This is a genomic window from Calothrix sp. CCY 0018, assembly GCF_963920925.1.
Taxonomy (GTDB): domain Bacteria; phylum Cyanobacteriota; class Cyanobacteriia; order Cyanobacteriales; family Nostocaceae; genus Rivularia.
Genome location: NZ_CAWUDI010000014.1, coordinates 130,985 through 155,706, shown reverse-complemented (window position 1 = coordinate 155,706; position 24,722 = coordinate 130,985). Strand labels below are relative to the sequence as shown.

20 protein-coding genes and 1 tRNA gene are annotated in these 24,722 nt (G+C 38.8%); 13 read left to right on the top strand and 8 right to left on the bottom strand.

Translation table 11 applies throughout. From position 1 onward, the window contains the following. Nucleotides 1-467: 467 nt before the first annotated feature. Nucleotides 468-1,778, bottom strand: a complete 1,311-nt coding sequence (locus ACM03V_RS12805) for a glutamate-5-semialdehyde dehydrogenase (protein ID WP_414621161.1) — start codon at nucleotides 1,776-1,778, stop codon at nucleotides 468-470. Nucleotides 1,779-2,224: 446 nt separating this feature from the next. On the opposite strand from ACM03V_RS12805, the gene ACM03V_RS12800 reads away from it, so the two are divergent. From ACM03V_RS12800 to ACM03V_RS12790, 3 genes are all read left to right on the top strand, one after another. After that, nucleotides 2,225-2,707: a peptidoglycan-binding domain-containing protein gene (locus ACM03V_RS12800; protein ID WP_414621160.1), complete on the top strand. Its 483-nt coding sequence runs from the start codon at nucleotides 2,225-2,227 to the stop codon at nucleotides 2,705-2,707. A 437-nt stretch (nucleotides 2,708-3,144) separates the two neighbouring features. Then, nucleotides 3,145-4,062: a TIGR02587 family membrane protein gene (locus tag ACM03V_RS12795; RefSeq protein WP_414621159.1), complete on the top strand. Its 918-nt coding sequence runs from the start codon at nucleotides 3,145-3,147 to the stop codon at nucleotides 4,060-4,062. Continuing rightward, a complete protein-coding gene (locus ACM03V_RS12790; RefSeq protein ID WP_414621158.1) occupies nucleotides 4,059-4,493 on the top strand; it encodes a TIGR02588 family protein in 435 nt (144 codons plus the stop codon). The genes ACM03V_RS12795 and ACM03V_RS12790 overlap by 4 nt, the downstream gene beginning before the upstream one ends. A gap of 7 nt (nucleotides 4,494-4,500) precedes the next feature. On the opposite strand, the gene mazG is transcribed toward ACM03V_RS12790, so the two are convergent. After that, nucleotides 4,501-5,304 carry a nucleoside triphosphate pyrophosphohydrolase gene (gene mazG, locus ACM03V_RS12785; RefSeq protein ID WP_414621157.1) on the bottom strand — a complete coding sequence of 268 codons (804 nt, stop codon included), beginning with the start codon at nucleotides 5,302-5,304 and terminating at the stop codon, nucleotides 4,501-4,503. 103 nt (nucleotides 5,305-5,407) lie between these two features. Beyond that, nucleotides 5,408-6,016, bottom strand: a complete 609-nt coding sequence (locus tag ACM03V_RS12780; RefSeq protein ID WP_414621156.1) for a metal-binding protein — start codon at nucleotides 6,014-6,016, stop codon at nucleotides 5,408-5,410. A gap of 338 nt (nucleotides 6,017-6,354) precedes the next feature. On the opposite strand from ACM03V_RS12780, the gene ACM03V_RS12775 reads away from it, so the two are divergent. Continuing rightward, nucleotides 6,355-6,427 (top strand) — tRNA-Val (locus ACM03V_RS12775). Nucleotides 6,428-6,476: 49 nt separating this feature from the next. Here ACM03V_RS12775 and ACM03V_RS12770 read toward each other — a convergent pair. Continuing rightward, complete coding sequence (locus tag ACM03V_RS12770) at nucleotides 6,477-7,547, bottom strand: WD40 repeat domain-containing protein (RefSeq protein WP_414621155.1); 1,071 nt, start codon at nucleotides 7,545-7,547, stop codon at nucleotides 6,477-6,479. Nucleotides 7,548-7,677: 130 nt separating this feature from the next. Here ACM03V_RS12770 and ACM03V_RS12765 point away from each other — a divergent pair, with 130 nt between their 5' ends. From ACM03V_RS12765 to ACM03V_RS12735, 7 genes are all read left to right on the top strand, one after another. Further along, nucleotides 7,678-8,331: a type I restriction endonuclease subunit R gene (locus ACM03V_RS12765; RefSeq protein WP_414621154.1), complete on the top strand. Its 654-nt coding sequence runs from the start codon at nucleotides 7,678-7,680 to the stop codon at nucleotides 8,329-8,331. 41 nt (nucleotides 8,332-8,372) lie between these two features. After that, complete coding sequence (locus ACM03V_RS12760; RefSeq protein ID WP_414621153.1) at nucleotides 8,373-9,500, top strand: HNH endonuclease domain-containing protein; 1,128 nt, start codon at nucleotides 8,373-8,375, stop codon at nucleotides 9,498-9,500. Between the two features lie 262 nt (nucleotides 9,501-9,762). Continuing rightward, complete coding sequence (locus ACM03V_RS12755; RefSeq protein WP_414621152.1) at nucleotides 9,763-10,509, top strand: cysteine desulfurase family protein; 747 nt, start codon at nucleotides 9,763-9,765, stop codon at nucleotides 10,507-10,509. Between the two features lie 81 nt (nucleotides 10,510-10,590). Continuing rightward, the gene (locus ACM03V_RS12750) at nucleotides 10,591-10,884 is read left to right on the top strand and encodes a hypothetical protein (protein ID WP_414621151.1); all 294 of its coding nucleotides are present in this window, start codon (nucleotides 10,591-10,593) and stop codon (nucleotides 10,882-10,884) included. 261 nt (nucleotides 10,885-11,145) lie between these two features. Then, nucleotides 11,146-11,769, top strand: a complete 624-nt coding sequence (locus ACM03V_RS12745; RefSeq protein WP_414621150.1) for a DUF938 domain-containing protein — start codon at nucleotides 11,146-11,148, stop codon at nucleotides 11,767-11,769. 191 nt (nucleotides 11,770-11,960) lie between these two features. Then, a complete protein-coding gene (locus ACM03V_RS12740) occupies nucleotides 11,961-12,335 on the top strand; it encodes a hypothetical protein (protein WP_414621149.1) in 375 nt (124 codons plus the stop codon). A 309-nt stretch (nucleotides 12,336-12,644) separates the two neighbouring features. Continuing rightward, on the top strand, nucleotides 12,645-14,654 hold the full coding sequence (locus tag ACM03V_RS12735; protein WP_414621148.1) for a M48 family metalloprotease: 2,010 nt from the start codon (nucleotides 12,645-12,647) through the stop codon (nucleotides 14,652-14,654). Nucleotides 14,655-14,750: 96 nt separating this feature from the next. Here the strand turns inward: ACM03V_RS12735 and ACM03V_RS12730 are convergent, their stop codons facing one another. The 3 genes from ACM03V_RS12730 to ACM03V_RS12720 all read right to left on the bottom strand — a co-directional run bounded on the left by ACM03V_RS12730 (nucleotide 14,751) and on the right by ACM03V_RS12720 (nucleotide 20,635). Further along, nucleotides 14,751-18,257, bottom strand: coding sequence for a cadherin-like domain-containing protein (locus ACM03V_RS12730; RefSeq protein ID WP_414621147.1), 3,507 nt, complete (start codon nucleotides 18,255-18,257; stop codon nucleotides 14,751-14,753). Between the two features lie 305 nt (nucleotides 18,258-18,562). After that, nucleotides 18,563-20,158 carry an alkaline phosphatase D family protein gene (locus tag ACM03V_RS12725; protein ID WP_414621146.1) on the bottom strand — a complete coding sequence of 532 codons (1,596 nt, stop codon included), beginning with the start codon at nucleotides 20,156-20,158 and terminating at the stop codon, nucleotides 18,563-18,565. 393 nt (nucleotides 20,159-20,551) lie between these two features. After that, the gene (locus ACM03V_RS12720; protein ID WP_414621167.1) at nucleotides 20,552-20,635 is read right to left on the bottom strand and encodes a transposase; all 84 of its coding nucleotides are present in this window, start codon (nucleotides 20,633-20,635) and stop codon (nucleotides 20,552-20,554) included. A gap of 381 nt (nucleotides 20,636-21,016) precedes the next feature. Between ACM03V_RS12720 and ACM03V_RS12715 the strand changes: the two genes are divergently transcribed. Then, nucleotides 21,017-21,886, top strand: coding sequence for a rhodanese-related sulfurtransferase (locus ACM03V_RS12715; RefSeq protein ID WP_414621145.1), 870 nt, complete (start codon nucleotides 21,017-21,019; stop codon nucleotides 21,884-21,886). A 97-nt stretch (nucleotides 21,887-21,983) separates the two neighbouring features. On the opposite strand, the gene ACM03V_RS12710 is transcribed toward ACM03V_RS12715, so the two are convergent. Then, a complete protein-coding gene (locus ACM03V_RS12710; protein WP_414621144.1) occupies nucleotides 21,984-22,646 on the bottom strand; it encodes a class I SAM-dependent methyltransferase in 663 nt (220 codons plus the stop codon). 181 nt (nucleotides 22,647-22,827) lie between these two features. On the opposite strand from ACM03V_RS12710, the gene ACM03V_RS12705 reads away from it, so the two are divergent. After that, on the top strand, nucleotides 22,828-24,549 hold the full coding sequence (locus ACM03V_RS12705) for a site-2 protease family protein (protein WP_414621143.1): 1,722 nt from the start codon (nucleotides 22,828-22,830) through the stop codon (nucleotides 24,547-24,549). Nucleotides 24,550-24,722: the final 173 nt, after the last annotated feature.

The window sequence follows — 24,722 nt, the reverse complement described above, 5'->3', positions numbered from 1 at the left end:
CATTAGTTTCTGTTATCAGCGAACAATTGGTTAAGAGTAGGGAACAGGGAATTGGGAATTGGGAATTGGAAATTGGGTATTACTCCCCATCTCCCCATCTCCCTCTCATTTAATGCCCATATTTTAATATCAGCTAAATGTGGGTATTTAACGTAATCCAGGGCTGACATACTTTGTACATCTGTTCTTTATCGTTAAATTAATATCGCTTTGCCAAAGTGGCAACAGGTAAGACTTTTTTGGATCTATTATTCAAATTAATAAGTCTACTTAGCTTAGATTAGGGTGCTGAAATAACTATCAAAGTCTGTCAATCGAAAATATGCTCAAGGTGATGTTTGAAGCGGGAAGTAAGGGTAATTTAACTTATTTCTCGCCTTTTTCTTTGATAATTGGAAATTGGTAGTTGGGGATAGGGCATAGGGCATTGAACAACTGTTAACTGTTAACTGTTCACTGCTAACTGCTCACTGTAATAAATCTTTATGCAAAAACGGCTTGGCATCTTCGCCAGTATAATTGCTCGCGACATGGCCGTTGCCTATCATTTTATATTTATACGTTACTAAACCTTCTAAACCAACTGGGCCGCGAGGTGGTATTTGTTGGGTGCTGATTCCAACTTCTGCACCGAAGCCGTAGCGGAAACCGTCTGCAAAACGGGTGGAACAATTATGGTAAACTCCTGCTGCATCTACTAAGGATAAAAAGTTTTCTGCTGCTTCTATATCTTCTGTGACTATTGCGTCGGTGTGTTTGGAACCGTATTCGTTGATGTGAGTTATGGCTTCGGGTAAAGAATCAACAACTTTTATTGACAAAATCAAATCACTGTATTCTGTTTCCCAATCTTCTTCTGTTGCGGGTACTATGTTGGATAAAATCGATTGAGTTGCTTCGTCTCCGCGCAATTCTACGTTTAATTTTTGTAAAGCTTCTGCTACCTGGGGTAGAAAACTTGATGCAATCTCTTGATGAACCAGTAATGTTTCGATGGCATTACAAGCTGCTGGATAATGAGTTTTAGAATCAACTGCAATATTTACCGCTTTGTCAATATCTGCGGCTTTATCAATATATAGATGACAAATTCCGTCAGCGTGCCCCAATACCGGAATTGTAGTGTTTTGCTGAACAAACTGTACGAAAGAATTTGAGCCTCTAGGAATAATCAAGTTTACATATTTATCCAACTTCAAAAGTTCTAGAGTTTCTTCTCTGGTAGTTAATAACTGTACCGCATCTGGGTCAACTGTAGTTTGAGATAATCCTTTTTTTATAGCCTTAACTATTGCTTCACAAGAACGAATCGCTTCTTTTCCACCTTTAAGAATTACACCATTACCCGATTTTATCGCTAGAGACGCAATTTGAATTGCCGCTTCTGGACGTGCTTCAAAAATTATCCCCAAAACTCCTAAAGGACAACTTACACGCTTGAGAATCAAACCAGTGTCTAGTTTGCGATGAATTGAAATGCTGCCAACAGGATCGGAAAGTTTACCTATATCCCTTACTCCGACAATATTATCTTTTAATTTATGTTCGTCCAACTGCAAGCGCTTGTAAAGTGGTTTGGCAATTCCCTCGCTTTCGGCTGCTTCACAATCTGCAATATTTGCTTGAATTATTTCATCTTGTGCTGATTCCAAAGCAGTGGCGATCGCTTCAATAGCTTCGTTTTTTGCAGCAGTAGATAAAACCGCTAGCTTCATTGCAGCAAGCCGAGTTTGTTTGGCACTCAGAATTAAATCCGAATTATAAGTAAGAACTGTCATAAGAAAAATTTGTGTCTTGATGAGAAACCCAGTCTTATCTTTTATCGTAGCTGCGAACGGGAAATATTAAGAATGAAGTATGAAATATGAAAGATAAATGTTTTTAATGATTTGAAAGTAATTCTCTATCGGCGCTATATCCTACAAATAGGTATTTTTTCTGTTTCAAAAATATTTTATTCTGTATCCGGAATGGTCAAACTGGCTTTTGTAGCCTTCCATGTCGAAATAATTTTTTTTCATAGTTAACAGTCAACAGTTAGGAATTAACAGTTCTTAATCAAAGAATACGGTTAATTTTTGATAAGCTAAATAGAATTTTAGCTTACATTTTAGTGAACCTTCAAGCTACTAAAATCATTATTTATATATCTTTTTAATTTAAGCCTTCGGCATCAAATACAGCAGTTCAAACATCAACTAATCAATCACTACCTCCAACTTCTATGACTTCCACCTACAACTTTAAAACTACTCAATCTCAGCTAAAGAAACCTGTATTAAAGCAAGGTTATACAGGGAAAGCCGTAACAGAATTACAAGAATTATTAAAGCATTGGCGATGCTACTTTGGTAAAGTCGATGGTATATTTGGGCCTCAAACTACGGCCGCTGTTAACTGCTTCGATTACTGGATGTTTTTAGCAGAAGACGGAATAGTTGATGAAAATACTTGGCAATGTTTGTATAAAGGTGCCCCAGTAGATATGCCTTTGTTACAAAAACGCAGTCAAGGCGAATTAGTGGAAAAAATTCAGGAAAGGCTTTTGTGGTCTGGGTTTTTTCAATTTGAGATTACTGGCTATTTTGGTACAGTTACTGAAAATGCTATCAAAGATTTGCAACAGCATACCGGATTAGTTGCAGATGGAATAGTTGGCGATCGCACTTGGTTCGAGTTAAGTAAAATTCGCGAGTATGGCTGTTAAATAAATATTTGTATACAAAGTTAATTATACTAAATAAAAATAAATCCGGTTTTTCAAAAATCTGAGTTTCTGATTTTTGTATTCCTTAGTTCCTACTCCCTACTGCTTTTAAAATCAAAATATGCTTAGTATATTATAAAGCTAAAATAGTCTTTTCAATATTTAAAAACATTCTTTATTAACTTGTAATTTTATTCAACCAAATAGATTAACCACATTTAAACTATTCTTTTAGGCTTAAAAGCTAGCTTTTTGCGAAGCAGTGATATTTATTTGCGTTAAACCAATTTACAGCTTCAGAAAACGACTATTGATGATAATATGACAATAATCGCTTAATAAACTTTTATTAACTTAAAGCTTTTAAGTCATAATATTTGCGTTTTAGAAGCGACAGCATCAAACGACACTTTAAGCAAATTCAAATGATGTAGCAGATGAAATTAAATCCGTTAAAAAAAAACTGCGGCAAATATAGAAATAACTCTAAGAGAAAACAGCAAAAAAATATCTGGAGAAGTGAGATTAATGACATCGTTAGAGGCGGATGTGGGGGTTTTTTATTCGGTATTCCCTTACTTTATACGATGGAAGTATGGTGGATAGGTTCATCTGCTACACCAGCAATGATGTTGATAGCACTGGTATTAACATTTCTCGTTGTTTATCTTCTTATGCGTACTGAAGGTTTTCGTAAACCCAAACGTTTCAATCGTAGCTACCAAGAAATCACCGAAACAATAGAAGCAATGGGAATTGGTTTAGTTTGTTCCGCTTTTGTATTGTTACTGTTGCGAGAATTATCTCCTGGAGTTTCCCTTAAAGAAGCATTGGGAAAGACTGTTTACGAAAGCGTGCCTTTTAGTTTGGGTGTTGCATTAGCTAATCAATTATTAGGTGAAAACGGCACTAATTCACCCGATAATAGAACCAGCAGACAAGATGATTTAGTTGAGAACAACTCGACTTTTAGCGATTTAAGTGCAACCTTGATTGGTGCAATAGTTATAGGTTTCAATATTGCCCCAACGGATGAAATTGCAACCCTTGCAGCAGCAGTATCCGAACCTTGGCTGTTAGCAATTATTGCCACTTCTATATTAATTTCCTACGCGATTGTATTTCAAGCAGGTTTCTCCGCACAAGATAAGCGCAGACAACATAAAGGTATATTTCAAAAACCGTTTAGCGAAACTATGATTTGCTATTTAGTATCGTTGATAGCAGCAGCTATAATGCTATGGTTTTTTCAAAAATTGACTTGGAGCGATCCTTGGACAATTTGGCTTGAGCATAGCATTATATTAGGATTACCCACAACTATTGGTGGTGCTGCGGGAAGATTGGCGATATGAATCAACCTCAAAATCAAACTCAAGATCGAACTTTAGAAAACAAGCAACAGCAAAAACGTACAGTAGCCGAATGGATAACATTTAGCGTTGCTTCATTTATTCTTATTGGGGTTGTAGGTTTGGTAAGCTTCACCTGGATAAAACAACCGTCGCAGAAACCACCCCTCCTTGTTGTCACCAACAATCAACCGCTAAGAAAAATCAACGGACAATATTACATACCTTTCGAGGTAGTCAATAAAGGAGGAGAAACAGCAGCTTCGGTGCAAGTTATAGCCGAATTGCGTATAAACGGAAAAATAGAGGAAACAGGGGAACAACAAATCGAATTTTTATCTAGAAGAGAGAAAGAGACTGGGGCATTTATATTTAGTCAGAATCCGGAAGAAGGTGAATTGATTTTGAGAGTTGCGAGTTATAAATCTCCGTGATTGGTAATTACCCATTACCCTTCAACTCTTTTTTTGCCTGCTGCCAAAGCGCTTCCAACTCTAACAAACTATATTCCGAAAGCGGACGTTCGGCGAAAGTTTCCATCTTCTGAAATCGCTGAATAAATCGTTTGTTTGTCCCTTGTAAAGCTTCGCTTGGATCTAAATTATTCCATCGCGCTAGCTGAAGCACGCTAAACAACAAATCGCCTAATTCCTCTTGCTGTCTTTCTGGTGATTCCTTCGCTAAAGCCTGTTTAAATTCTCCTAATTCTTCTTCATATTTTTCCCAAACACCATCAATATCATCCCATTCAAAGCCAACATCAGCAGCCTTTTTAGAAAGTTTCATCGTCGCTATTAACGGCGGCAGTTTGCGAGTATAACCACTGAGCTTATTGCTAAATTTTTGACTTACTGCCACGGTTTCACTCTTTTCCGCAGCCTTAATATCTTGCCAATTTTGTTTCACCTCATCAACATTTTGTACCGACAGATCACCAAAAACATGAGGATGACGGCGAATTAACTTTTGAGTAATACCCTCTGCAACTTCTTTAAGCGTAAAATCTCCAGATTCGCCAAAAATTTGTGCTTGTAAAACTACCTGTAAAAGTAAATCTCCTAACTCCTCAGCAACGTGATTTTTATCGCCGCTTTTAATCGCATCAACCACCTCATAAGCTTCCTCAATAACATAAGGGGTAAGGGTTTCAGGGGTTTGTTCTAAATCCCAAGGGCAGCCACCATCAGGCGATCGCAATTTCGCAACCACATCAATCAATTCCTGCAAAGCCGTTAAAGTATCCATTAATCAGTTATCAGTGAACAGTGAACAGTTATCAGTTATCTTCCCCCCATCTCCCCATCTCCCCATCTCCCCATCTCCCCATCCCCCCATCTCCCCATCCTGCCTACCTCCTTCTCCTAACGTTAGATTTGCTTTGACGGGTGGTGGTGGATTTACTAGTGGGTTTACGTTTTTTTGGTTTCTTTTTGGGTAGTAAGCTAGCGATACCTTTTCTTTTAAAACGCTTGTAAGCGGAATTTGACCAGTCACTTATGGAATGACTCATCGCACCTAGTTCCAATCCGATAAACAACGCTAAGAATTGCGTTGAGTGAAGGTTGATTGTTTCTAATAGATTTTGAGCTACTTCCTGCCAGTTCAAAGTCATATTTAATATTTTTTCTGCAACAAGTAAAATTAAGATTCCCGCGACTGTAATTAAGCCGCATAAGTAGAGTACCCGCACGGTTGTTCCGATTAACGGTCCGTGGGATAAAAATGAACGATGGCGGAGACTTTTTTGATACGGAAGCCAGATAAAGCGGAAATAACCCCAGCGCTGATATTGAATTGAATAAATGTCTAAATCGGGGCCAAACATCAATCCCCCAAACATAAACCCACTAGCAATTATCAAAGTGATACTGCTGCTGCGAGTCTGCCAAAAAGCGACACCAGCAATAAATGGTAAAGCCCAGATTGTAATGCGATCGTGAGTTTGACCGGAGGGCATAATAAAAATAAGAAAATGGGGAATGTGGAATGGGGAATGGTGCATGGGAATTAGCAACTACCAATTACTAATTACCAAAACCTATAAATTAAGTCTCCCCTCTGTGGAAGGCTGGGGTTTCTCTAACGCCCGAATCATAACTAATAAGCTGACATGATACAAGGTACACTCACACCCTACTTAATGTCCATCTGTGGTTGTTACCAAATAAGGAAAGCAATTATCCTAGCTACAGAGACGGTTTCAAGCGATGAAGGAAATTTTATGAAAAAAAAGTTTGCAAAAGACTAGCGTTATACAAAAAAGTTTGCTATATTATTTTATTAGTGACACAACAAGGACGATTAGCTCAGTTGGTAGAGCGCCTGCCTTACAAGCAGGACGTCACTGGTTCGAGTCCAGTATCGTCCATTTGTTAGTTTAAATATTGATTCTTTAATTTGGTTGTTCGATACATAAATTAAGGTTTGATCTGCCAAACTTTAACTGATTTATCACCGCTACCAGTATATAAGGTCTTGCCATCGCGACTTAATGCGATTCCATAAATTCCCCCAGCGTGTCCGGTGAATTCCATGACTGGTTTAATGGTTTTAATATCGCGTAATATCGCTGCTGAATTCAAACCACCAGCCATAAATGTTTTGCTATCAGGGCTAATTACTAAGGCATTAATACTTGTACCCAAGGAAGTATTATGAATTAACTTCCCGGTTGTCAAATCCCAAGCTTTGAAACTTTTACCGTCAGTTGTAACCAGCGCACCGGATTGAAAGCTGTCGTCGTATCCACCACTGAGGAGCATTTTACCATCGTCGCTCACAGCAAGTGAAATTGGGGCTGATGCTTGCTCGGAACCGTTCCATTGCTTGGGTAGTGGTGGGGTAAAGCTGCGTAGCTGTTTACCTGTGGCTATACTCCAAACGCGAATTTTCCCGCCATTTTCACCCCCGCTAAATAAAGTCTTTCCGTCACTGCTAATTGCTAGTGCTGTGGTTTCGACTTTGAGTATCCGATCAATTTTTTTGGTTTTGAGATTGCGAAACTTGATTGTTTTATCTCCACTACCACAAATCAAAGTTTGTCCATCTGGAGTTAATAGCATCGCAGTTATGCCAGTTTTTTCGCCTATTTTGCGTATTTCCTCACCAGTTTGAGGATTCCAAAATCTGATCGTGTTATCGAAACTGCTACTAATTACAGTTTGATTATCGGGAGTAATGATGATGGATTTAATGCGATCGCGATGTCCATTTAAGGTACGCAGCAATACACCTGTAGTCGGATTCCACAGTTTGATTGTTTTATCGTCGCTACCGCTAGCTAGAATTTGACCGTTGGGAGACAATGTTAATGCACGAACGGGTTCGGTATGTCCTGATAAAGTTAATTTAAATCGCTTTGATTGTGGAGTATTTATATTGGTAGTAGCTGGTGTATTTGCAACAGATGGAATAGTAGTAATAATACTAACAGATGTAGAAAATAAAGTCAGTAATGCTAAGGTTTTGAGTAAGTTGAGTGATTTCATGATGATAGTATAAAAAGATATTTTTTTATCCTTACTATCGCTAACGTTAAACTTGAGTTTATAGTTCCCCTAAAATCCGATTAGAGATGCCAAAAAATCTAAAATTTAAAATATCAAAATCTAAAATCAAATGACTCAAACAGCAATGACCAAAAGAATTACCACAATTGCGGAAGCAGAAAAGCAATTTAATTTAGTTCGTACTGCGGATGTCAATTTTTTCACGGAATGGAGAGAAAATTTAGTAGATATAAGCGATGCAGAGAAAGCAGTCTTAGACAGAATTAAAGCCAGATATCGCTACCACCGAGCGAATGGAAATTTAGCTGAGAGTTTAGTTAATTTATTAGTTTTATCACCTTTACTAGAATTAGCAGGTTTTTACGATCCTCCTTATTTGATGCAAGGAGAAGTTGCTGTTGAAGTTAGCACATCAATAGCAGAAAGTGAGGTATCTGATGAAATATTGCGAGGAAGAATTGATTTTTTGGTGGTGTCAAAAGAATTATGGATAGCGGTTTTGGAATCCAAGGGGACAGAAATTAATCTTGATATGGCAATTCCCCAAACTTTAGCTTACATGATGGCTAATCCAGATGCTAAAAAACCCGTATTTGCGATGGCAACAAATGGGGGAGAATTCTTTTTTCTTAAGCTGAATCGTCAGGGAACAACACAATATGATATTTCTCGTGTTTTTTCGCTTTTGCCTTTACAGAATGAACTCTATGAGGTGCTGAAGATATTGAAGCAATTGGGGAAGGGGATTGAGAATATTGACTAAATAGTTTACCTTTCTATAAGCTGGCTTTTAAATTATAGAAAATGTATAACTTACCAAATGATGATAGTTTAGACATTTCAACATTATCAAGATTATTTGAATCAACAACCAATTCTTATAAATACCTTTATTTTCTATCCTTATTAGATATTCTTAAAAGAGAAAATTTTGATATTGTATCGCCTATCAGCTTTCAAGAGATTATTGTTGAAATGCTGGCTAATGCTTGGTATCCTCATAATTATTTTAAACTCTCTTTCGGAACGCAAGACCAAATTGCGAATAAGCTAGATTCTCTTCAGTTAGAAATTACAGAACCGATTTTAAAATTTAGGGATACAGACAAAAAACTTTTACGTACAGCTATTAGTAATCAAAATATTAACGATATTGTAACTTTTATTAGTAATTATGTTCCTTATCGTTTAATTCGTCCCTTTTATAATGAAGAAACCAGAAGATTTAAAGACTATGATGTCAATCCGGCTATTATTACTTTATCTAAAAATCAATTCGATAACAAAAAACCTCTATACTGTTTTAACGCTGAAAAACAGAAAGATTGTAACGCCATTATTTTACATCCAGATTGGATTAAATATTTAGAAAAAAACTACACAATAGTTAGAGGTTGGGCATCTTGGGAATGGTTGAAGTATATGCAGCAGAGAAACCCTAATATTCCCAATGTGGTTAATAAAATATTTATGCCACAAAAAAGAGATTCTTTAAGCAAACAAACTAAATATTGGCAAACTGTTTTAACTCATCAAGAAATTAAATGTATCTACTCTCAAGTTCAATTAAATAAAGATGAAATCTCATTAGACCATTATTTACCTTGGTCATTTGTAGCACATGACCAACTGTGGAATCTGATTCCAACAACACCATCAGTTAATTCTTCTAAATCTAATAACTTACCGTCTCAAATATATTTTTCTGCTTTTGTGAACTTGCAGTATTTAGGTTTAACAGTTTCTCATAACAATATTTCTGAAAAAAAATGGTTAAAAGATATTGAGTCTTTTGTTTCGGACTTAAAGGTTAATCAAGCAGAAGATTTATTAAATTTAGAAATTCTTACCAATGCTTATGAAACAAACCTTCAACCTTTAATTACTTTAGCAAGTAACCAGGGGTTTAGTGCTAATTGGGTTTACGCTTAAATCCTCACAATATTGATTGAGATAAAAGTGAAGCAAGTAATTAAAATTTTAATTTCAACTACCTACTATCAAAAGCAAACGAAGAAAAACTACAACAACTATTAGGTAGTGCCACTTTCCGATTGCTGCAACTCCTACAAGCTGACTTAACCCATCCCAGTAAACTAAAAAAAACCCTCTTAACCCTCCATACCCCCGAACAACTATATACCTTGATTACCATTCAACTACTCCCGTCGATCCCAGAGTAGCGGAAAAAGTAATGTACTACATGACTAATACTTTCGGTAATGCCAATAGTGTAGACCATAGTTATGGAGATGAAGCATCCCAAGCAGTTAAACAAGCCCGTCAGCAAATAGCTGAATTAACCAATGCTTCTGCAAAGGAAATTATTTTTACTTCCGGTGCAACAGAAAGTATTAATTTGGTAATTCAAGGACATATTCAACAAAATACTCCCTCAAAAATAATTGTTTCCCCAGTTGAACACAAAGCAGTTTTGGATACCTGCCAAGCATTAGCTAAAAAAGGACTTGTGGAAATTATTTGGTTAAAAGTCAACTCACAAGCTCAAATTAATTTAGAACATCTGGAAAAAGTTTGCTCTGATGGTGCTTCCTTACTCTGCATAATGGCTGCTAACAACGAAGTAGGGACTATTTATCCCATTCAAAAAATTGCCTTAATAGCTAAAAAATACAATATTCCTTTCTTATGCGATGCCTCTCAAGCAGTTGGTAAAATTCCGATCCACTTTCAAGAATGGGGTATTACCTATCTGGCTATTTCCGGTCATAAACTTTATGCTCCCAAAGGAATTGGTGCATTAGTAATTAAAAAAGGCTATCATCTGCAACCGATTATTTATGGTGGTGGACATCAACAAGGAATTAGATCCGGTACGCTAAACGTTTCTGGAATTGCTGGTTTAGGGGAAGCTTGTCACTTGAGAGGATTAGAAATGAAACGAGATGAAACAGCGATACCTTCGGTGAGCTTAGTCTAACGACTCACTGCGTGAACGCTTAACGCAATCCTCCGAGACAAGTTACAACACTCGCTGCAAGCTCAAATACCAGACTTAGCGGTGAATGGAGACTTAAACAATCGTCTATCAGGTAACTTACATATTTCCATCGCTGGAATTCCCAACAGTGCCATTATTGCCAGAGTACGCCAGCAATTAGCTATTTCCACAGGTGCTTCTTGCTCGTCAGGAACAATAGCTTCGTCTCACGTTTTGCAAGCAATGAAACTTGCAGAGAATATAACTGAAGGAGCATTAAGAATTGGTATTGGTAAATTTACAACCAAACAAGAAATCGAAACAGCATCCTCTTTATTAATCAATGCAGCCAATAAAATTCATCAACTTATCTAAAAACACCGAAAAACACACCAAAATCCAGCCCACCTTACCGTGGTGAGTCAAGGAAAGGGGTGTCGGTTTCCGTCCCCCAAAAAGGGCGTTAGCGAAGCGTCTCCCCTTGGGAGATACCCGAAGGGGCTTCGCAACTGTAGCCCCAGCCTTCGAGGCTGCGGGCGATTAACGATTGACCAATACGAACAATTAAGTACATTCTCCCACAGATGATAAGCTAAGCTAAATAAAGCAAGCGTTTTCGGGGAGAGTAGTAAATTAGTGGACGGAAGAAAACACGCACTAGCAACTGAGCGCAACCGCGAACCGATTTTACAAGTACTTTTAGAAGTTTTGCCACCCACTGGCACGGTTTTAGAAATTGCCAGCGGTACGGGTGAACACGCTGCATATTTTGCACCACGCTTAAAACCTCGAAAGTGGATTCCTTCCGATCCTGATGCTTCGCTACGTGAAAGTATCGTCGCATGGATTAAACATTCACAAAGCGAAAATCTCTACCAACCCCTCGATATTGATGCTTCTCAGCCAATTTGGAAAGCCGAAAAGGAAGTGCTATCGGAAATATCTGATATTACTGCGATCGTAAATATTAATATGATTCACATTTCAAAATGGTCTGCTTGTTTGGGATTAATCGCAGCAGCTGGTCGTATACTTTCATCCGGAGGTATTCTGTATTTATACGGTCCATATAAACAAGGTGGAGAACATACAGCACCTTCCAATGCAGCCTTTAGCGAGTATTTACAAGAACAAAACCCGGAATGGGGAGTACGTAACTTAGAAGACGTAGTAGAACAAGCCAAAACCCATAATTTGATTCTACAAAAAACCTACCCAATGCCAGCGAACAATCTTTCGGTAATTTTCAAACATTCTTAAAATTGAATTAGTAATTGGTAATTGGTAATTGGTAATTGGTAATTGGTAATTGGTAATTGGGCATTGGGGATTGGGCATGAGAGACAAGGAGACAATAAAAAAAATATTTTACTTGCTACTTGCTACTCACTCTTAACTCTTAACTCCTAACTCCTCACTGTTCACTGATAACTGTTAACTGCTCACTGATTATGTCTGATGTAAACGGTACTTGGTTGGGAACTTATTGGCAACATGGAAATCCGACTCGCTTTGAAATCGTACTTTTGCAAAGCGGGAATAGTTTGAGTGGCAGGGTTTTAGATGACAGTTATTTGGGAGAAGCTAAGTTAAGTGGTGAAGTTGTAGGTCGTCGGATTAGCTTTATTAAAAGTTATTTTACTTCTTCGCCCGATGCAGTGGAATATGTTGGCACAATTTCTGAAGATGAAGATTATATCCACGGGCAATGGAATATTAGTAGTTTGGATTATGGCCCTTGGGAAGCTAGACGCAGCGGTGAATCTTTAAGTTTGTCAGCTAAAAATAAGGCTGAGAAAAAAGTACCTGTTACAGTTAACAGTTAACAGTTAACAGTTAGCAGCTACCAACGATCTAATTACAAAATGATAATTTGCGAAATCAAATTTGAAACCCACGCAGGTGGGTTTTGCCTGTGTAGCAGCGACTTCAGTCGCCAGCTATCAATTATTTTATACTTTCAATTGGCTTACATCTAAATATATTCCACATCAATATAAAGTTTCGTTCTGGAGTAGTTATATATTCCTGTTTACGTATGTTTACATTAACTTTTAAGGAATAAGGGTGACAAGCACTGAATTTATTAAGTATCAATCGAACAAAGATTACTTTTTAGATTTAGATAAAATTTTATGTCATTGCAAGCTGGGTTTGATGCAGCCAAAGAAGGGCGCTATCAAGAAGCGATTCCAATCTTAGAAGAATATTGTCGTAATTGTGCCGAACAGAGTTCCGCTGAATACTGTACGGCACAGATGTGGTTGGTTAGGGGCTATAAAGCTACTGGAGAAATCGAAAAAGCTTTGGTTCTATGCCAAAGGCTGATGCAAAGCGAACATCAAAAAGTCAGTGATTGGGCTGGCAAGATGTACCAAAAGCTTAATAACCCATCACCGGAAACTGAAACTACTGAAAATCCTGTTGCTACTAAAAAAGCTGTAGGTGCTGCTGGGGTGAAGTTAGCAATGGCGGGAGTTGGTGGAAATCTGGCTTTAGCGTCTGTTGTTACCATGTCTTTGATGTCTGGCATGGTGCTGGTATTGGCTTTGGGAATAGTATTGATTGCCGATAGCGAGAATCCTATTTTAGGTTTGGGAATTGCGATCGCCATCACCATAATTTTCAACGTAGCGGCTTTTTTCTTATCTCCATTTTTGATGGATTTAACCCAAAATTGGCTGTACAAAACCCGTTGGGTTGAATTGGCAGAAATTGAAAACCTGAGTCCGCAAACAATCGAAGTTATTCGTCGAGTTTGTCAGCAGAAAAAAATCAAAACACCGCGTTTGGGAATCATTGAAGACCAGAACCCTACGGCATTTACTTACGGATCTTTACCTAATAGCGCTCGATTGGTAGTAAGTAGGGGTCTTTTTACTTATCTTGATGATGATGAAGTTGCTACAGTTTACGCTCACGAACTCGGACACATCGTCCATTGGGACTTTGCAGTAATGACTGTAGCTTCAACTTTGGTACAAATCTGCTATTTGATTTACGTCACCGCGAGAACATTAGTACGCGGTATGGGTGATAGCAAACTTGGAGATGCAGCGAAAACAGCTTCATTAGTCGCATACATTTTTTACTTTATTGGTACTTATTTACTGCTGTATCTTTCTCGCACTAGAGAATATTTTGCAGATCATTTTGCAGCGGAAACCACGGGGAATCCCAACGGTTTATCTCGCGCTTTAGTAAAGATAGCTTACGGAATTGTGGAAGAAGGTTCGAGAGCAAAAGAACCCAGTCGTTTAATAGAAGGAACTCGCGCTTTGGGTATTTACGATGCTAAAGCCGCAGCGACTACAGGAAACGCTTACCGCATCGCTTCCCAACCAGAAAAAATCGGTCGAGTATTTCTTTGGGATATGTTTAATCCTTGGGGTTGGTTGATGGAGTTGAGTTCAACTCACCCTCTTACGGGTAAAAGAGTCCGTGCTTTAAGTACCTATGCCGAACAATTGGGTTTAGAAACCGAATTCGATATGGGGAAAGTAGTAGGGGAAGGCAAGCATTTAAATAAAAAGAAGCTTTACGGTAGTTTTTTCACAGATATTTTCCTTTATGGTGCGGAAACGATTGGTTTATTTGTTGGTATTGCGATCGGCATTATCCTTGTAAGTTCTGGTGTACAAAATTCCGGTTTATGGATTGCTTGTCCGTTAATTGGTTTGGGAATTGGAGTACTGATAAAAGCCTTTGTAATGTACCCCGACTACGCTAAAGCAGTAGAAACAGACGTTCTCACTTTAATGTCAGATCCTTATGCTAGTCCTTTACGCGGTCGTCCTGCAAAACTTGAAGGTAAATTAATTGGACGAGGTGACGCTGGCTATAAATTTGGTTCCGATTTGAAAATACAAGATCCCAGCGGAATGCTTTATTTGCGTTATGCTTCTCGATTTGGTTCCATTGGTAATTTCTTATTTGGAATGAAGCGAGTAGAAAGCTTAATTAATATGAATGTTGCTTCTGTAGGCTGGTTCCGTCGTGGTGTTGCACCGTGGATGGATTTGATTGAATTAAAAAGTGAAAATGGTACCGTTGTTAAGAGTTATCACCGTTTTTGGTCTTTCGTTGTCGGTGGTTTTTCAATTATTTTAGGTATAGCTTTGACGGTATTGTTCTCAGGGGTTTAGTAATTAAATAAAATACCCACAAGCTAAAGCGAAAAAGCCCACATAGGTGGGCTTTATTTTTGACTCTGGATAGCCCACCCTATAAAGTTATAAAAACTATACTAGAGTAAAATTACTGCTACTCAATGTAGTGTTATCTACATCAGTCAAAATCGCTAGAATTTCATTGCTGCCAGTGACGATAATGTCATTGCCAGAGAAAGATAGGTCGTTGAAAGTAACACCACCAGTCAAACCGATCGCATCAGGCCCATCGCCAAAATCGGTAATGGTATCTGTGCTTTCCCCAACTGCCAGAATAAAGAGATCGCCGCCTTTTCCGCCCGTGAGAATATCGTTGCCAAGTCCACCTGTAAGGTTATCTGCGCCGTTGCCACCGACTAAAGTGTCATTCCCAGCACCGCCGTTAAGGGTATCTTTGCCGTTACCGCCATTAAGGTTGTCGTCTCCTGGAGTACCAAAGAGTGGGTCTTTGCCATTGCCACTATTAAGGTTAGTACCCACTTCTACAGTGACTGCGGCTGTAGCTATACCGCCCTTACCATCGTCGATGGTGTAGTCAAAGTTGGCAGTACCGCTAAAGCCAGCAGCAGGGGTAAAGATAATATCGCCATTGGTATCTAGAGCAACCATAGCATTTGTAGCATTATTGACCCCGGTAATGCTGAGGACATCGCCATCTGCATCGGTATCATTAGCAAGTAGGTAAGTAGCAAATATAGTTTTGTTACTACCTTGAGCGGCGGTGGTACTGTCATTAACCGCCACTGGTGCTTGGTTGACAGGTGCAAGGGTCAAACCCGCCACAACTGGGTCATGGTCGCTGGCTTGGTCAGACTCAACGAACTCAACGTTGACGTGAACAATATCGACTTCAGCATCTGCAAGTAAACTGTCACTGACTAAAATATGGTCTAGTTGCTGAGAGTTGCCTTGGAAGATAAAGCTATAACGTTCATCTTCAGGTATGGTATTAATTAAATTTGTCAGAACAGCAGCACCACCAGAAACAGTGTCTTGTCCCCCGTTGGTGCTTTCAGTAGTTCCTGCCAAAATCTCCAGGGGAGAAACGAACTCGAACTCGTTCAAGTCGCCGACAACAACAATATTTTCATCGGCATCATTTGCTAGAACATTATCAACAAAATCGTTGACTGCTTGAGCTTGCTCTCTACGTTCATCCAAAGAGCCGTTAACAGTGGGGTCTTCTTGGCGATCGGCAAAGTTTTGCTCAACTCCAAAAATTGGTGCGCTTCCACCTTTGGAGGAGAAGTGGTTGTCGATAACTGTTACTTCTTGACCATTGAAATCGAAAGTAGCAACCAGAGGTAAACGGGCACCGTTGAAGGTTGCACCTGGGGCTTGGCTACCAATTGGTTGTACTGAACCATCAACCAAGCTAACTCGGTTGGGGTCGTAAAGGAAAGCAGTGCGGATGTTACCACCGGGCTGACCACCACTAGCGTTGTTAGTAATGAAGGTGTTGTCTATAAATTCATACCCAGGACCACCGGCTGTGGCGATCGCGTCTACCAAAGTTTGCAAAGTTTGGTCGGCTGCAATTGTACCGTCATTGACAGAACCACTGTTGTCTTGAACTTCTTGCAAGCCAATGATATCGGGAGTATTTAAGTTGTTAACGATTTGTCCGGCAATAGCATCGAAACGACCATCCGCGACATCGGTATCGCCATCGCTATCGTTTGGATCTAAGTTAAGGACGTTATATGTGGCAACGGTTAGCTGGTTTGCAGTCCCATTTAAAGCGGTGGATTCTGGGGACAAGGTAGAAGATTGGCTTACACCAAAGGCTTGGGTAGGTAGAATCTCGAAGTTACCGAAGCTGTAGCTGACAACCCCAGTCACGTCACCCAAAGATGCACCTGTATTCACATCAGGCAGGTCAAAATCAAAGATGCCAGTATCTTCGTTAATTTGCACCTTCTCAGGATTAAAGTCATCTGGGCTGATGTTCAAAGTACCGCGATTGCTTAAACCTGTAGCATTCGCCCCATTGTCAACTACCGTGAATATTTCTCCGAAACTATTGGTAGGAGCAACAGCGACTGCATTTTGAGCAGTTACACGCATTGCTTCTAACGACTCGAAGAAATCTATACCGTCAGTTGTCGGGTCAAAGCTTCCGAAAGCATCGTCATCAATGTCTTGTGATGGAGGAACGCGACCACCAGTCCCAATAATGGTTGCAGCAGGTAGAGCATTTCCAGTAGAAAGAGTGGTAATAGTTGGGCTAGAAATCTGAGTTATCGAAAGGTTGCCACTGCTTTGCCCACCCGGAGTAAACTCAGAAACTGTACCTTCAACTTCTGCTCGATCGCCAACGTTGACGCTAGGTGCTGAACTTGTGAATACAAAAATCGCATCTGAGGTCGCAATATCACCATCACCTGTGGGGTCTTGTAGGTAAAATCCGTTACTATCAACAGCGGTGACGATACCAGTAGTAGTTACAGATTGACCTAAAAGCGGTGAAGTGTGAGCGGTTCCTTGAATTGTGGGAATCGCAACCGTTTGAGTGGGTGGTTCAATATTTTCAGCCCCTGGGGTTGGTGAGAGAGCTTGGTAACTGCTAGTATTGCGTAATCCACCATTACCATTAGGGATACGTTGCAAAGAATCGCCTGTACTACCATTTGCGCCACCTGCTTCATCAACTTGAGGCTCGCCGCTATTGAGCAAAGGTAGTAAACCTGCATCATCAGCATCGTCCGTGTCATAGACAATCGCATCGATGAGATTATCAGTGGTCACTGCCGTACCATCAGGGAAATCACTAGCGCTTCCTATATACAATGCAACTGCATCTGCTCCGTTTTGCAGACCATTGGTCGTAAATTCTACTAAATCTACATTGGGTACATTATTACTACCAATTACAAAGTAACCATTCGCATCTGTAGATTGACCATCTAAATCGATTGCATCGTAAACTGTGTCGTTGCTGCCGTTATACAATACAACAACTCGATTATCGAGGGATGTATTACCAGTACCGCCGTCGTATAGCTCGATGAACTCCGCAGAATCGGTACCTGTCTGGTCAGCATCAATTTCATTAATTAAGATATTAGTCCCAGGGTTACTTCCTCCTGAGAAAGTTTGACCACCATTGACTGCACCGGGTGTATCATCAGCAGGTGAGTTCCATGAAAAGTCCTCCGACGTTGTACCTGTTCCGGTAAGTTGTAAAGAAAAACCTACGGGGGTAGAACCAGGTTCACTCACACCAATGTCAGTACTAGTCATACCATCAGCAGGACCACCAACCGCAGTGAAGTTTCCTTCATAGCTGAGGAATTGAACTACATTATTAGTATCGTCTACTAAAGCGATACCATCTGGGGAACCATTTTGAATCCCATTAGCAGGATAATTAACAACAACCGTACCAAAACCATTAGTTTGGTCGGGAATGGTGCTGCTTAAATTCGTTGTAGTATAGCTCGATCCACCGTTTCCGTTGTACAGAACAATTGACCAACCTGTGAGGTCAGTTCCCGCAGGACCAGCAATCTCAATAAATTCACCAGTATCGGTACCGTCGTTGTCGTAATGAAACTCATTAATAAATACGTTAGCCATAAAGATTCCTGGAATTTTTCAGCAAGTAATATTTTTAACAATCAATATATCTTCACATTCATTTGTAACTAAAGAATTAAACAGAGGTTAATAATCATTTAAAATTTAGAATTAATTTTTCTGGAATTATGAAGATAAGTTGCTACGGAGCTTGCCGACTAAAACCGTAAGCAATCTTGGTCTATATCTGATGCTGTATAGTAGCGAAGTCTTGCAGGCAGAATAATCTGTACGCAAGACTTCACAAAAATATTTCGTTAATTTGAATACAAGTGCCAATGGTACGTTAGAGAATTAATCAAAGGTCAATCAGGTTGCAGTACCTTTTCATAAGCCAACTTACCCGTAATATCCCGGATTTGAACCGTCAGTTTTGCTGTTTGACCATCTACTTCTGCTAATCCAAAGAACTGCAAATCGGTCTTAGATGGTGGCAAATTTGCAGGTAAGCCTTCAGTTTCCGGAGCGCGTACAAATTTGTACTCCGGACCGAAACTAGGATCGAGATTTCCTGGGCCAAAAGCACCAGAGTTGATCGGACCAATCACAAATTCCCAAAAAGGATTAAAATCTTTGAAAATTGCTCGTTCTGGATCGGCATGAATCGCTGCTGCGTAATGAACGTCAGCAGTAATGGAAATCACATTCTTAATATCTTCGTTTTTAATAAACTGCAACAAATCGCGCAGTTGTAATTCGCGGCCTAATATTGTTGAATCGTCTTGACTCCAAGCATCCCTGTCATTTGTTCCCCCAGTGACAATGGTAAAAGGATCGTGGTTAGCAATAACTTTCCATGTAGCCTCAGACCTTTGCAATGCTCGTTTTAGCCACTCGAACTGCTCGGAACCTAACATTTCGATGCCATTGGGATCGTTATTCTGCGTATTAGGTCCTCTAAAAGAACGCTCATCGAGTAAAAAGACTTCTAAATGCTTACCGTGTCGGAAACTGCGGAACAGTTCTTCCCCACGGATAGGATTGTATTCAAATAGTGCTTGTGAAGCTCGTTCTGCCAGAATATCAGTAGAAAGACCGTAGTAAGGATCGTCATTAGGCAGTATTTCCCCAGGATACCAGTTATTAGTTACCTCATGGTCATCCCACTCTACATAGATAGGCGTTTCGGCAAGAAAACGCCGTAACTTCTCATCCCCTAAGTTGTATTTCCAATTGGCTCGAAACTCATCTAAAGTAACTGCCACAAAATCTTTCGGTACATTATTCCAGATACCGCCACCTACTTCAGCCGGAATTTCTTGTTGCTCGGGTATTGGATTATCCGCATAAATCATGTCGCCTTGAAAAACCGCAAAGTCAGGTTTAAACTTACGAATGACATCAAAGACTACATATCCTCCTTGAATCGTTTCGCCGTCAAAGGATTTAATCTTAAATTCAGGGTTGCGTCCCCAACCCTGACCTGCTAAATCGGCTACCCAAGCAAAACGAACCGTTTTACTTTGATTGGGCGATGGAGCCGTTTGAAAACTACCTTGTCCTGAAATAGCAATATCTCTTTTATCTCGTCTTCTATTTCTTTCTCTTCTGTTATCAGAACCTACTCGATAATAGTATTTCGTCCCCGGATGCAGTGCTTTTACGTCAACCTGACCAGTAAAGTCGGTAGCAGCACTTAAATAGTTTCCTTGAATGGTTCGGGTGTCTCGACCAAAGGACGCTGAAGTAGAAACCTGTACAACAAAATTGGAACTGCGATCGCCCTGCGTCCAGATAATCGCTTCGTCTGAAGTAACATCCCCTACCTGAACCGGAAAACCCGACGATAAACTATCGTTTGCCTGAACTGAATCTAGGTCTAACCATTGACTACCTACTACAGTTCCAGCGCTAGCTGCACCAAGGGCAAGAAACGAACGTCTTGAAATGTGATAACTCATATACCTCCTCTCTTAAAACAATATTTAGGCTGAGAAACGCAACGCCAAGAAAAAACTTCTATTACACAAAATTTAATTCTATGAAGATAAAACTCAGTAAGGTTTTCCCCTTTCTACTAAATTTTTTCTGCAAGAATTTCATCTATTACAAGAAAAACCTCTTCACAGATTAGACTGTCATATTTACTTTAAGAGAAGTTTATACAAAGCTTAATTATTATTTGATAAAATATTACTTTTTATAAAGTAATCATCACGTCTGACGAACAAAACTTTTTACTAAAAAACTAATTAAGAGAAAAGGAGTTAAAAGATATATTGATAGGGTTAAAGAATATAGATAATTAACGAAAAGATACAATTTAGCTTTTTTATTAAATTTTCAATTATCCATTATCCATCTATTCTTTTATTTACTTGTGTCATAATATGAAATATATCAACAACAACTTGAGCATTTGGAATTAATTTCTGCAACTACATTTTTGTAACTTTGTTACAAGTCTATGCTTATTTTATCTATTTACTCTAAAAGCTCTTTTTCCCATAAAAAAAGTGCTTTATTGATTACTTCCTGTATCCTGACTGTTAAGATTGCTAGTAATTTAGACTTTAGTTTTTATATGAGCCTCGGAATTGATAAAGAAGCGATTTTAAAAGCGGCGTTGCAAGTGCGACAAGATGTGAATTCTCGGAACTTGCTTTTGTTTAACGAAAGCACTATTAGACATAACTTCAGATAAAATTATTATTTTAGACGTTAAAATTGCTTCAAACCCGCCTAGAAAAGGGGGACTTGCATAAATCCAAAGCTAAAACAAATACATCCGTTGTTAAAATCTAAAATTCTAAATTGCTATGTCTGTAATAGTTGCCACATTATATAAATTTGTCAAATTGCCAGATTACAGAGAAAAACAACAACCTTTGTTATCTCATTGCGAAGCACAGGGAATAAAAGGAACTATTTTACTGGCTCAAGAAGGTATTAATGGAACAATTACGGGTTGTCGTCAGGGAATTGATGCGGTTATTAATTTTCTACGTTCCGATTTTCGTTTAACAGATTTGGAATATAGGGAATCTACTGCTGAATCTCCGCCATTTCAACGGATGAAGGTACGCTTAAAAAAAGAAATTGTAACCTTGGGTTTGTCGGAAGTTAATCCCAGCGAACAAGTTGGAACTTACGTTAATCCTAAAGATTGGAATGAAATTATTTCTAATCCAGAAGTAACGGTAATTGATACTCGCAACGATTACGAAGTAAGTATTGGTACTTTCCAACGGGCAGAAAACCCGCAAACCGAATCATTTCGCGAATTCCCAGAATACGCGAGTAAAAACTTAAATCCCGATAAAAATAAGAAAGTAGCAATGTTTTGTACTGGGGGTATTCGTTGCGAAAAAGCTACTTCCTACCTGCTTTCACAAGGATTTGCAGAAGTTTATCACCTCAAAGGCGGCATTCTCAAATACTTAGAAGAAGTACCACTAGAAGAAAGTTTATGGAATGGCGAATGTTTCGTTTTTGACGAACGTGTAGCCGTGCGTCACGGTTTAGAACCCGGCTCCTACGATATGTGTCCGAGTTGCGGACATCCGATTTCTGATATTGATAAAACTTCACCCAAATACGAAGAAGGAATTTCCTGTCCCCACTGTTTTGATGAAATTACCGAAGAGAAGAAAGCCAAGATGTTGGAGAAGAAGCGGCAGAAGGGGTGAGGGGGAGATGGGGGATGGGGAGACAAGGGGAGAAAAGGGGAAAATAAGTTAGGAGTTAGGAGTTAATATTTTCAAATTTCTACCCCCTCTACCCCCTCTAATTCTTTCTCGCTAACGTTAAACCATCCGCAATCGGTATCATGCTGATGGTGACTCGCTCGTCTTTGTGAATTTTTTCGTTTAAAGCGCGGATTTTTTTGGTTCTATTATCTTGAATTTTTGAATCTGCTACTTGTCCAGACCACAATACGTTATCTATGGCAATTAATCCACCGGGACGAATTAATTTTAATGCTCTTTCGTAATAATCATCGTAGCTGCTTTTATCTGCGTCGATGAAGGCAAAATCAAAGGTATCCGTTTCACCTTCTGCAATTAATCGATCAAGAGTGGCGATCGCCGGAGCTATGCGTAAATCAATTTTATCGGCTACTCCTGCTTGTTCCCAGTAACGACGAGCTATTGATGTATATTCTTCGCTGACATCGCAGGCAACCATCTTACCTTCTGGCGGCAGTGCTAAAGCAACCACTAAGGAACTATAGCCTGTAAAAACACCGATTTCTAAAGCTTTCTTTGCTCCCATTAATTGCACCAGTAAAGCCATAAACTGTCCTTGCTCTGGTGAGATTTGCATGATATTTCTGGGATGTTTTGCGGTTTCTTGGCGTAGTTTTGTTAAAACTTCCGGTTCCCGTATAGATACTGATAGTAAATATTGATATATGTGATTTTCTAATCCCAGTGTTTGCTTAGACATTTTTGGAATTGTGGTGGTTTGAGTCGTTTCTTTACTGAGACAATATTTTAAGTTAATTATGTCTTTTTATTATATTCCTGCCGAGATAGAAGGATTTAGGTAAAACAAACTATCTGGATTGTGAATGATAATTCTAGTTCGATATTGGGAATGATAATAATGGTCTTATTTATTACATAGTATGCAGTATTTGCTTTACCCTGTTGTAATTTATGCGCTGTTAGTTGCTGTATCGTATGTTGTTACCTTTTTGCAGCTTTGCAAGGTTACGGTACAATACCCCAGCTATCAAGTGCAAGCAGTTGAGAATATTCCGGCTTATCTACAAAAGTTGTTTTTGATTCCCATTCAAGAACTTCAAGAGTTTGGTTTTGTACCAAGCTGTTATTTGCAGGTAAAGCCGATGTTAAAGGTTTATCCTAATACTGCTTGGGAGATTTTACTATATAACGAAGCCTTTAATTGCTATGCAAAAGTTGGCATACGTCACCCGATAGAACCTTTACATTTATTTGATATTGAATTTTATAGTTTTTTTAAGGATAAAACTTGTTTAGTAACAACAAATGGGAAGGGAAATACGGTTATAGGTAAAATTCCGTTCTTTATCATGCAAGATTTTTATACTGCTCAAACATCTCTACAATGGCAGTATCATCAAGGTAGATTAAGGCAGTTAAAAGCACATAAAATTCCCAAGCTTTTATCACCGGAAGCTTTTACAGAAAGGCTCCAGGTATATTTTCAAAACTATATTAATTCTTTAGTAAAATTAAAACACATATTACCTATTTCCAAAAAGTTATTATTCCGTTTGAATGGAAGATTAGCATTAAAACTTACGCAAAAAATAATTCAGGGGAATAATCAAAGTGCAAATATTCTCAAACAGCGTCGAGAACAAGCGAAAACTGAGTCTAAATTATCGGTGGAAATTCCTATCGAATTGGAAATAGAGGGATTTCGACGCATGGAAAAATTGCAGAGAGGACTTATTGATAAAAAATTGCGTCCTTGGGCGGTATTAGGTAGTTTTGCTTTATTCGTAATTACTTCCACAAATTTTTTTGGCACTCAAACTTTAATTATTTTCATTGCTGCATTAATACTTCACGAAGGCGGACATTTAATAGCAATGAAACTTTGCGGCTATCGTGATGGTTCATTACTTTTCATACCTTTTCTTGGTGCTGTAGCTACTGCCCGCAAAGATGATGCTACAATCACTCAACGGTTTATTGTATCTTTATCTGGCCCTTTACCGGGATTAATTTTAGGTTTAGTTTTAGCAATTATATTTAAAGATGCCAGCTATTCAACTTGGATAAAGCAAGCAAGTTGGATATTAATTTGCTTAAATTTATTTAATTTACTGCCTATTTACCCTCTCGATGGCGGGCAAATAATAGATATATTGTTATGTTCTCGTTTTCCCTATAGCGATGTTGTGTTTAAAGCATTTGGAGCAATTATTATTAGTTTATTAGGAATCGCTCATCCGGCTTTATTTTTACTCACAATCCCCTTATCATTAAATATTGTATATAGCTATCGCGCTGCTAAAGTAAACTCTAAATTACAAAAGTATTTCCGAACAAATCCACCATCAAACCAAGAAAATATTTTATATTCTATATTTCAATCTTTACAGCAATTTGATTATCATTATTTGCCATTTAACAGTAGATATTTACTTGTTAAAAATTTGATAGAACGATATCACTGTTATTACAGCAAGCGAATAACAAAAGTTTTTTTAGCAAGCGTGTATTGTGTCAGTTTGTTAATCGGAATTTTAAGTATCTGGCAAGCAATTGTACCGAATTCGGTTAATTTTATTCCCAAATTTGCTAAGACATCCACCGATTATGTTCCTATTCAGCAAGAAATAATAGAGGAATAAACACAATGGTGTAGAGACGGGGCGTATTGCTACGTCTCCGTAAATTTGGTTTGCGCCGAAAATGAATGTGAAATAGTACAAGCGATAAATCGCTTACTAAGAACCTAAATTCAGGTTAGTATCGTTACTTTTTTGATTTCTTTCGCATCCGTCAGGGGTTGCAAACTAGTACA

What these genes read in the sequence shown, in the direction of transcription:
- ACM03V_RS12805 (WP_414621161.1), bottom strand. Translation starts at nt 1,778, where the DNA reads ATGACAGTTCTTACTTATAATTCGGATTTAATTCTGAGTGCCAAACAA.
- ACM03V_RS12800 (WP_414621160.1), top strand. Translation starts at nt 2,225, where the DNA reads ATGACTTCCACCTACAACTTTAAAACTACTCAATCTCAGCTAAAGAAA.
- ACM03V_RS12795 (WP_414621159.1), top strand. Translation starts at nt 3,145, where the DNA reads ATGAAATTAAATCCGTTAAAAAAAAACTGCGGCAAATATAGAAATAAC.
- ACM03V_RS12790 (WP_414621158.1), top strand. Translation starts at nt 4,059, where the DNA reads ATGAATCAACCTCAAAATCAAACTCAAGATCGAACTTTAGAAAACAAG.
- mazG (WP_414621157.1), bottom strand. Translation starts at nt 5,304, where the DNA reads ATGGATACTTTAACGGCTTTGCAGGAATTGATTGATGTGGTTGCGAAA.
- ACM03V_RS12780 (WP_414621156.1), bottom strand. Translation starts at nt 6,016, where the DNA reads ATGCCCTCCGGTCAAACTCACGATCGCATTACAATCTGGGCTTTACCA.
- ACM03V_RS12770 (WP_414621155.1), bottom strand. Translation starts at nt 7,547, where the DNA reads ATGAAATCACTCAACTTACTCAAAACCTTAGCATTACTGACTTTATTT.
- ACM03V_RS12765 (WP_414621154.1), top strand. Translation starts at nt 7,678, where the DNA reads ATGACTCAAACAGCAATGACCAAAAGAATTACCACAATTGCGGAAGCA.
- ACM03V_RS12760 (WP_414621153.1), top strand. Translation starts at nt 8,373, where the DNA reads ATGTATAACTTACCAAATGATGATAGTTTAGACATTTCAACATTATCA.
- ACM03V_RS12755 (WP_414621152.1), top strand. Translation starts at nt 9,763, where the DNA reads ATGTACTACATGACTAATACTTTCGGTAATGCCAATAGTGTAGACCAT.
- ACM03V_RS12740 (WP_414621149.1), top strand. Translation starts at nt 11,961, where the DNA reads ATGTCTGATGTAAACGGTACTTGGTTGGGAACTTATTGGCAACATGGA.
- ACM03V_RS12735 (WP_414621148.1), top strand. Translation starts at nt 12,645, where the DNA reads ATGTCATTGCAAGCTGGGTTTGATGCAGCCAAAGAAGGGCGCTATCAA.
- ACM03V_RS12730 (WP_414621147.1), bottom strand. Translation starts at nt 18,257, where the DNA reads ATGGCTAACGTATTTATTAATGAGTTTCATTACGACAACGACGGTACC.
- ACM03V_RS12725 (WP_414621146.1), bottom strand. Translation starts at nt 20,158, where the DNA reads ATGAGTTATCACATTTCAAGACGTTCGTTTCTTGCCCTTGGTGCAGCT.
- ACM03V_RS12715 (WP_414621145.1), top strand. Translation starts at nt 21,017, where the DNA reads ATGTCTGTAATAGTTGCCACATTATATAAATTTGTCAAATTGCCAGAT.
- ACM03V_RS12710 (WP_414621144.1), bottom strand. Translation starts at nt 22,646, where the DNA reads ATGTCTAAGCAAACACTGGGATTAGAAAATCACATATATCAATATTTA.
- ACM03V_RS12705 (WP_414621143.1), top strand. Translation starts at nt 22,828, where the DNA reads ATGCAGTATTTGCTTTACCCTGTTGTAATTTATGCGCTGTTAGTTGCT.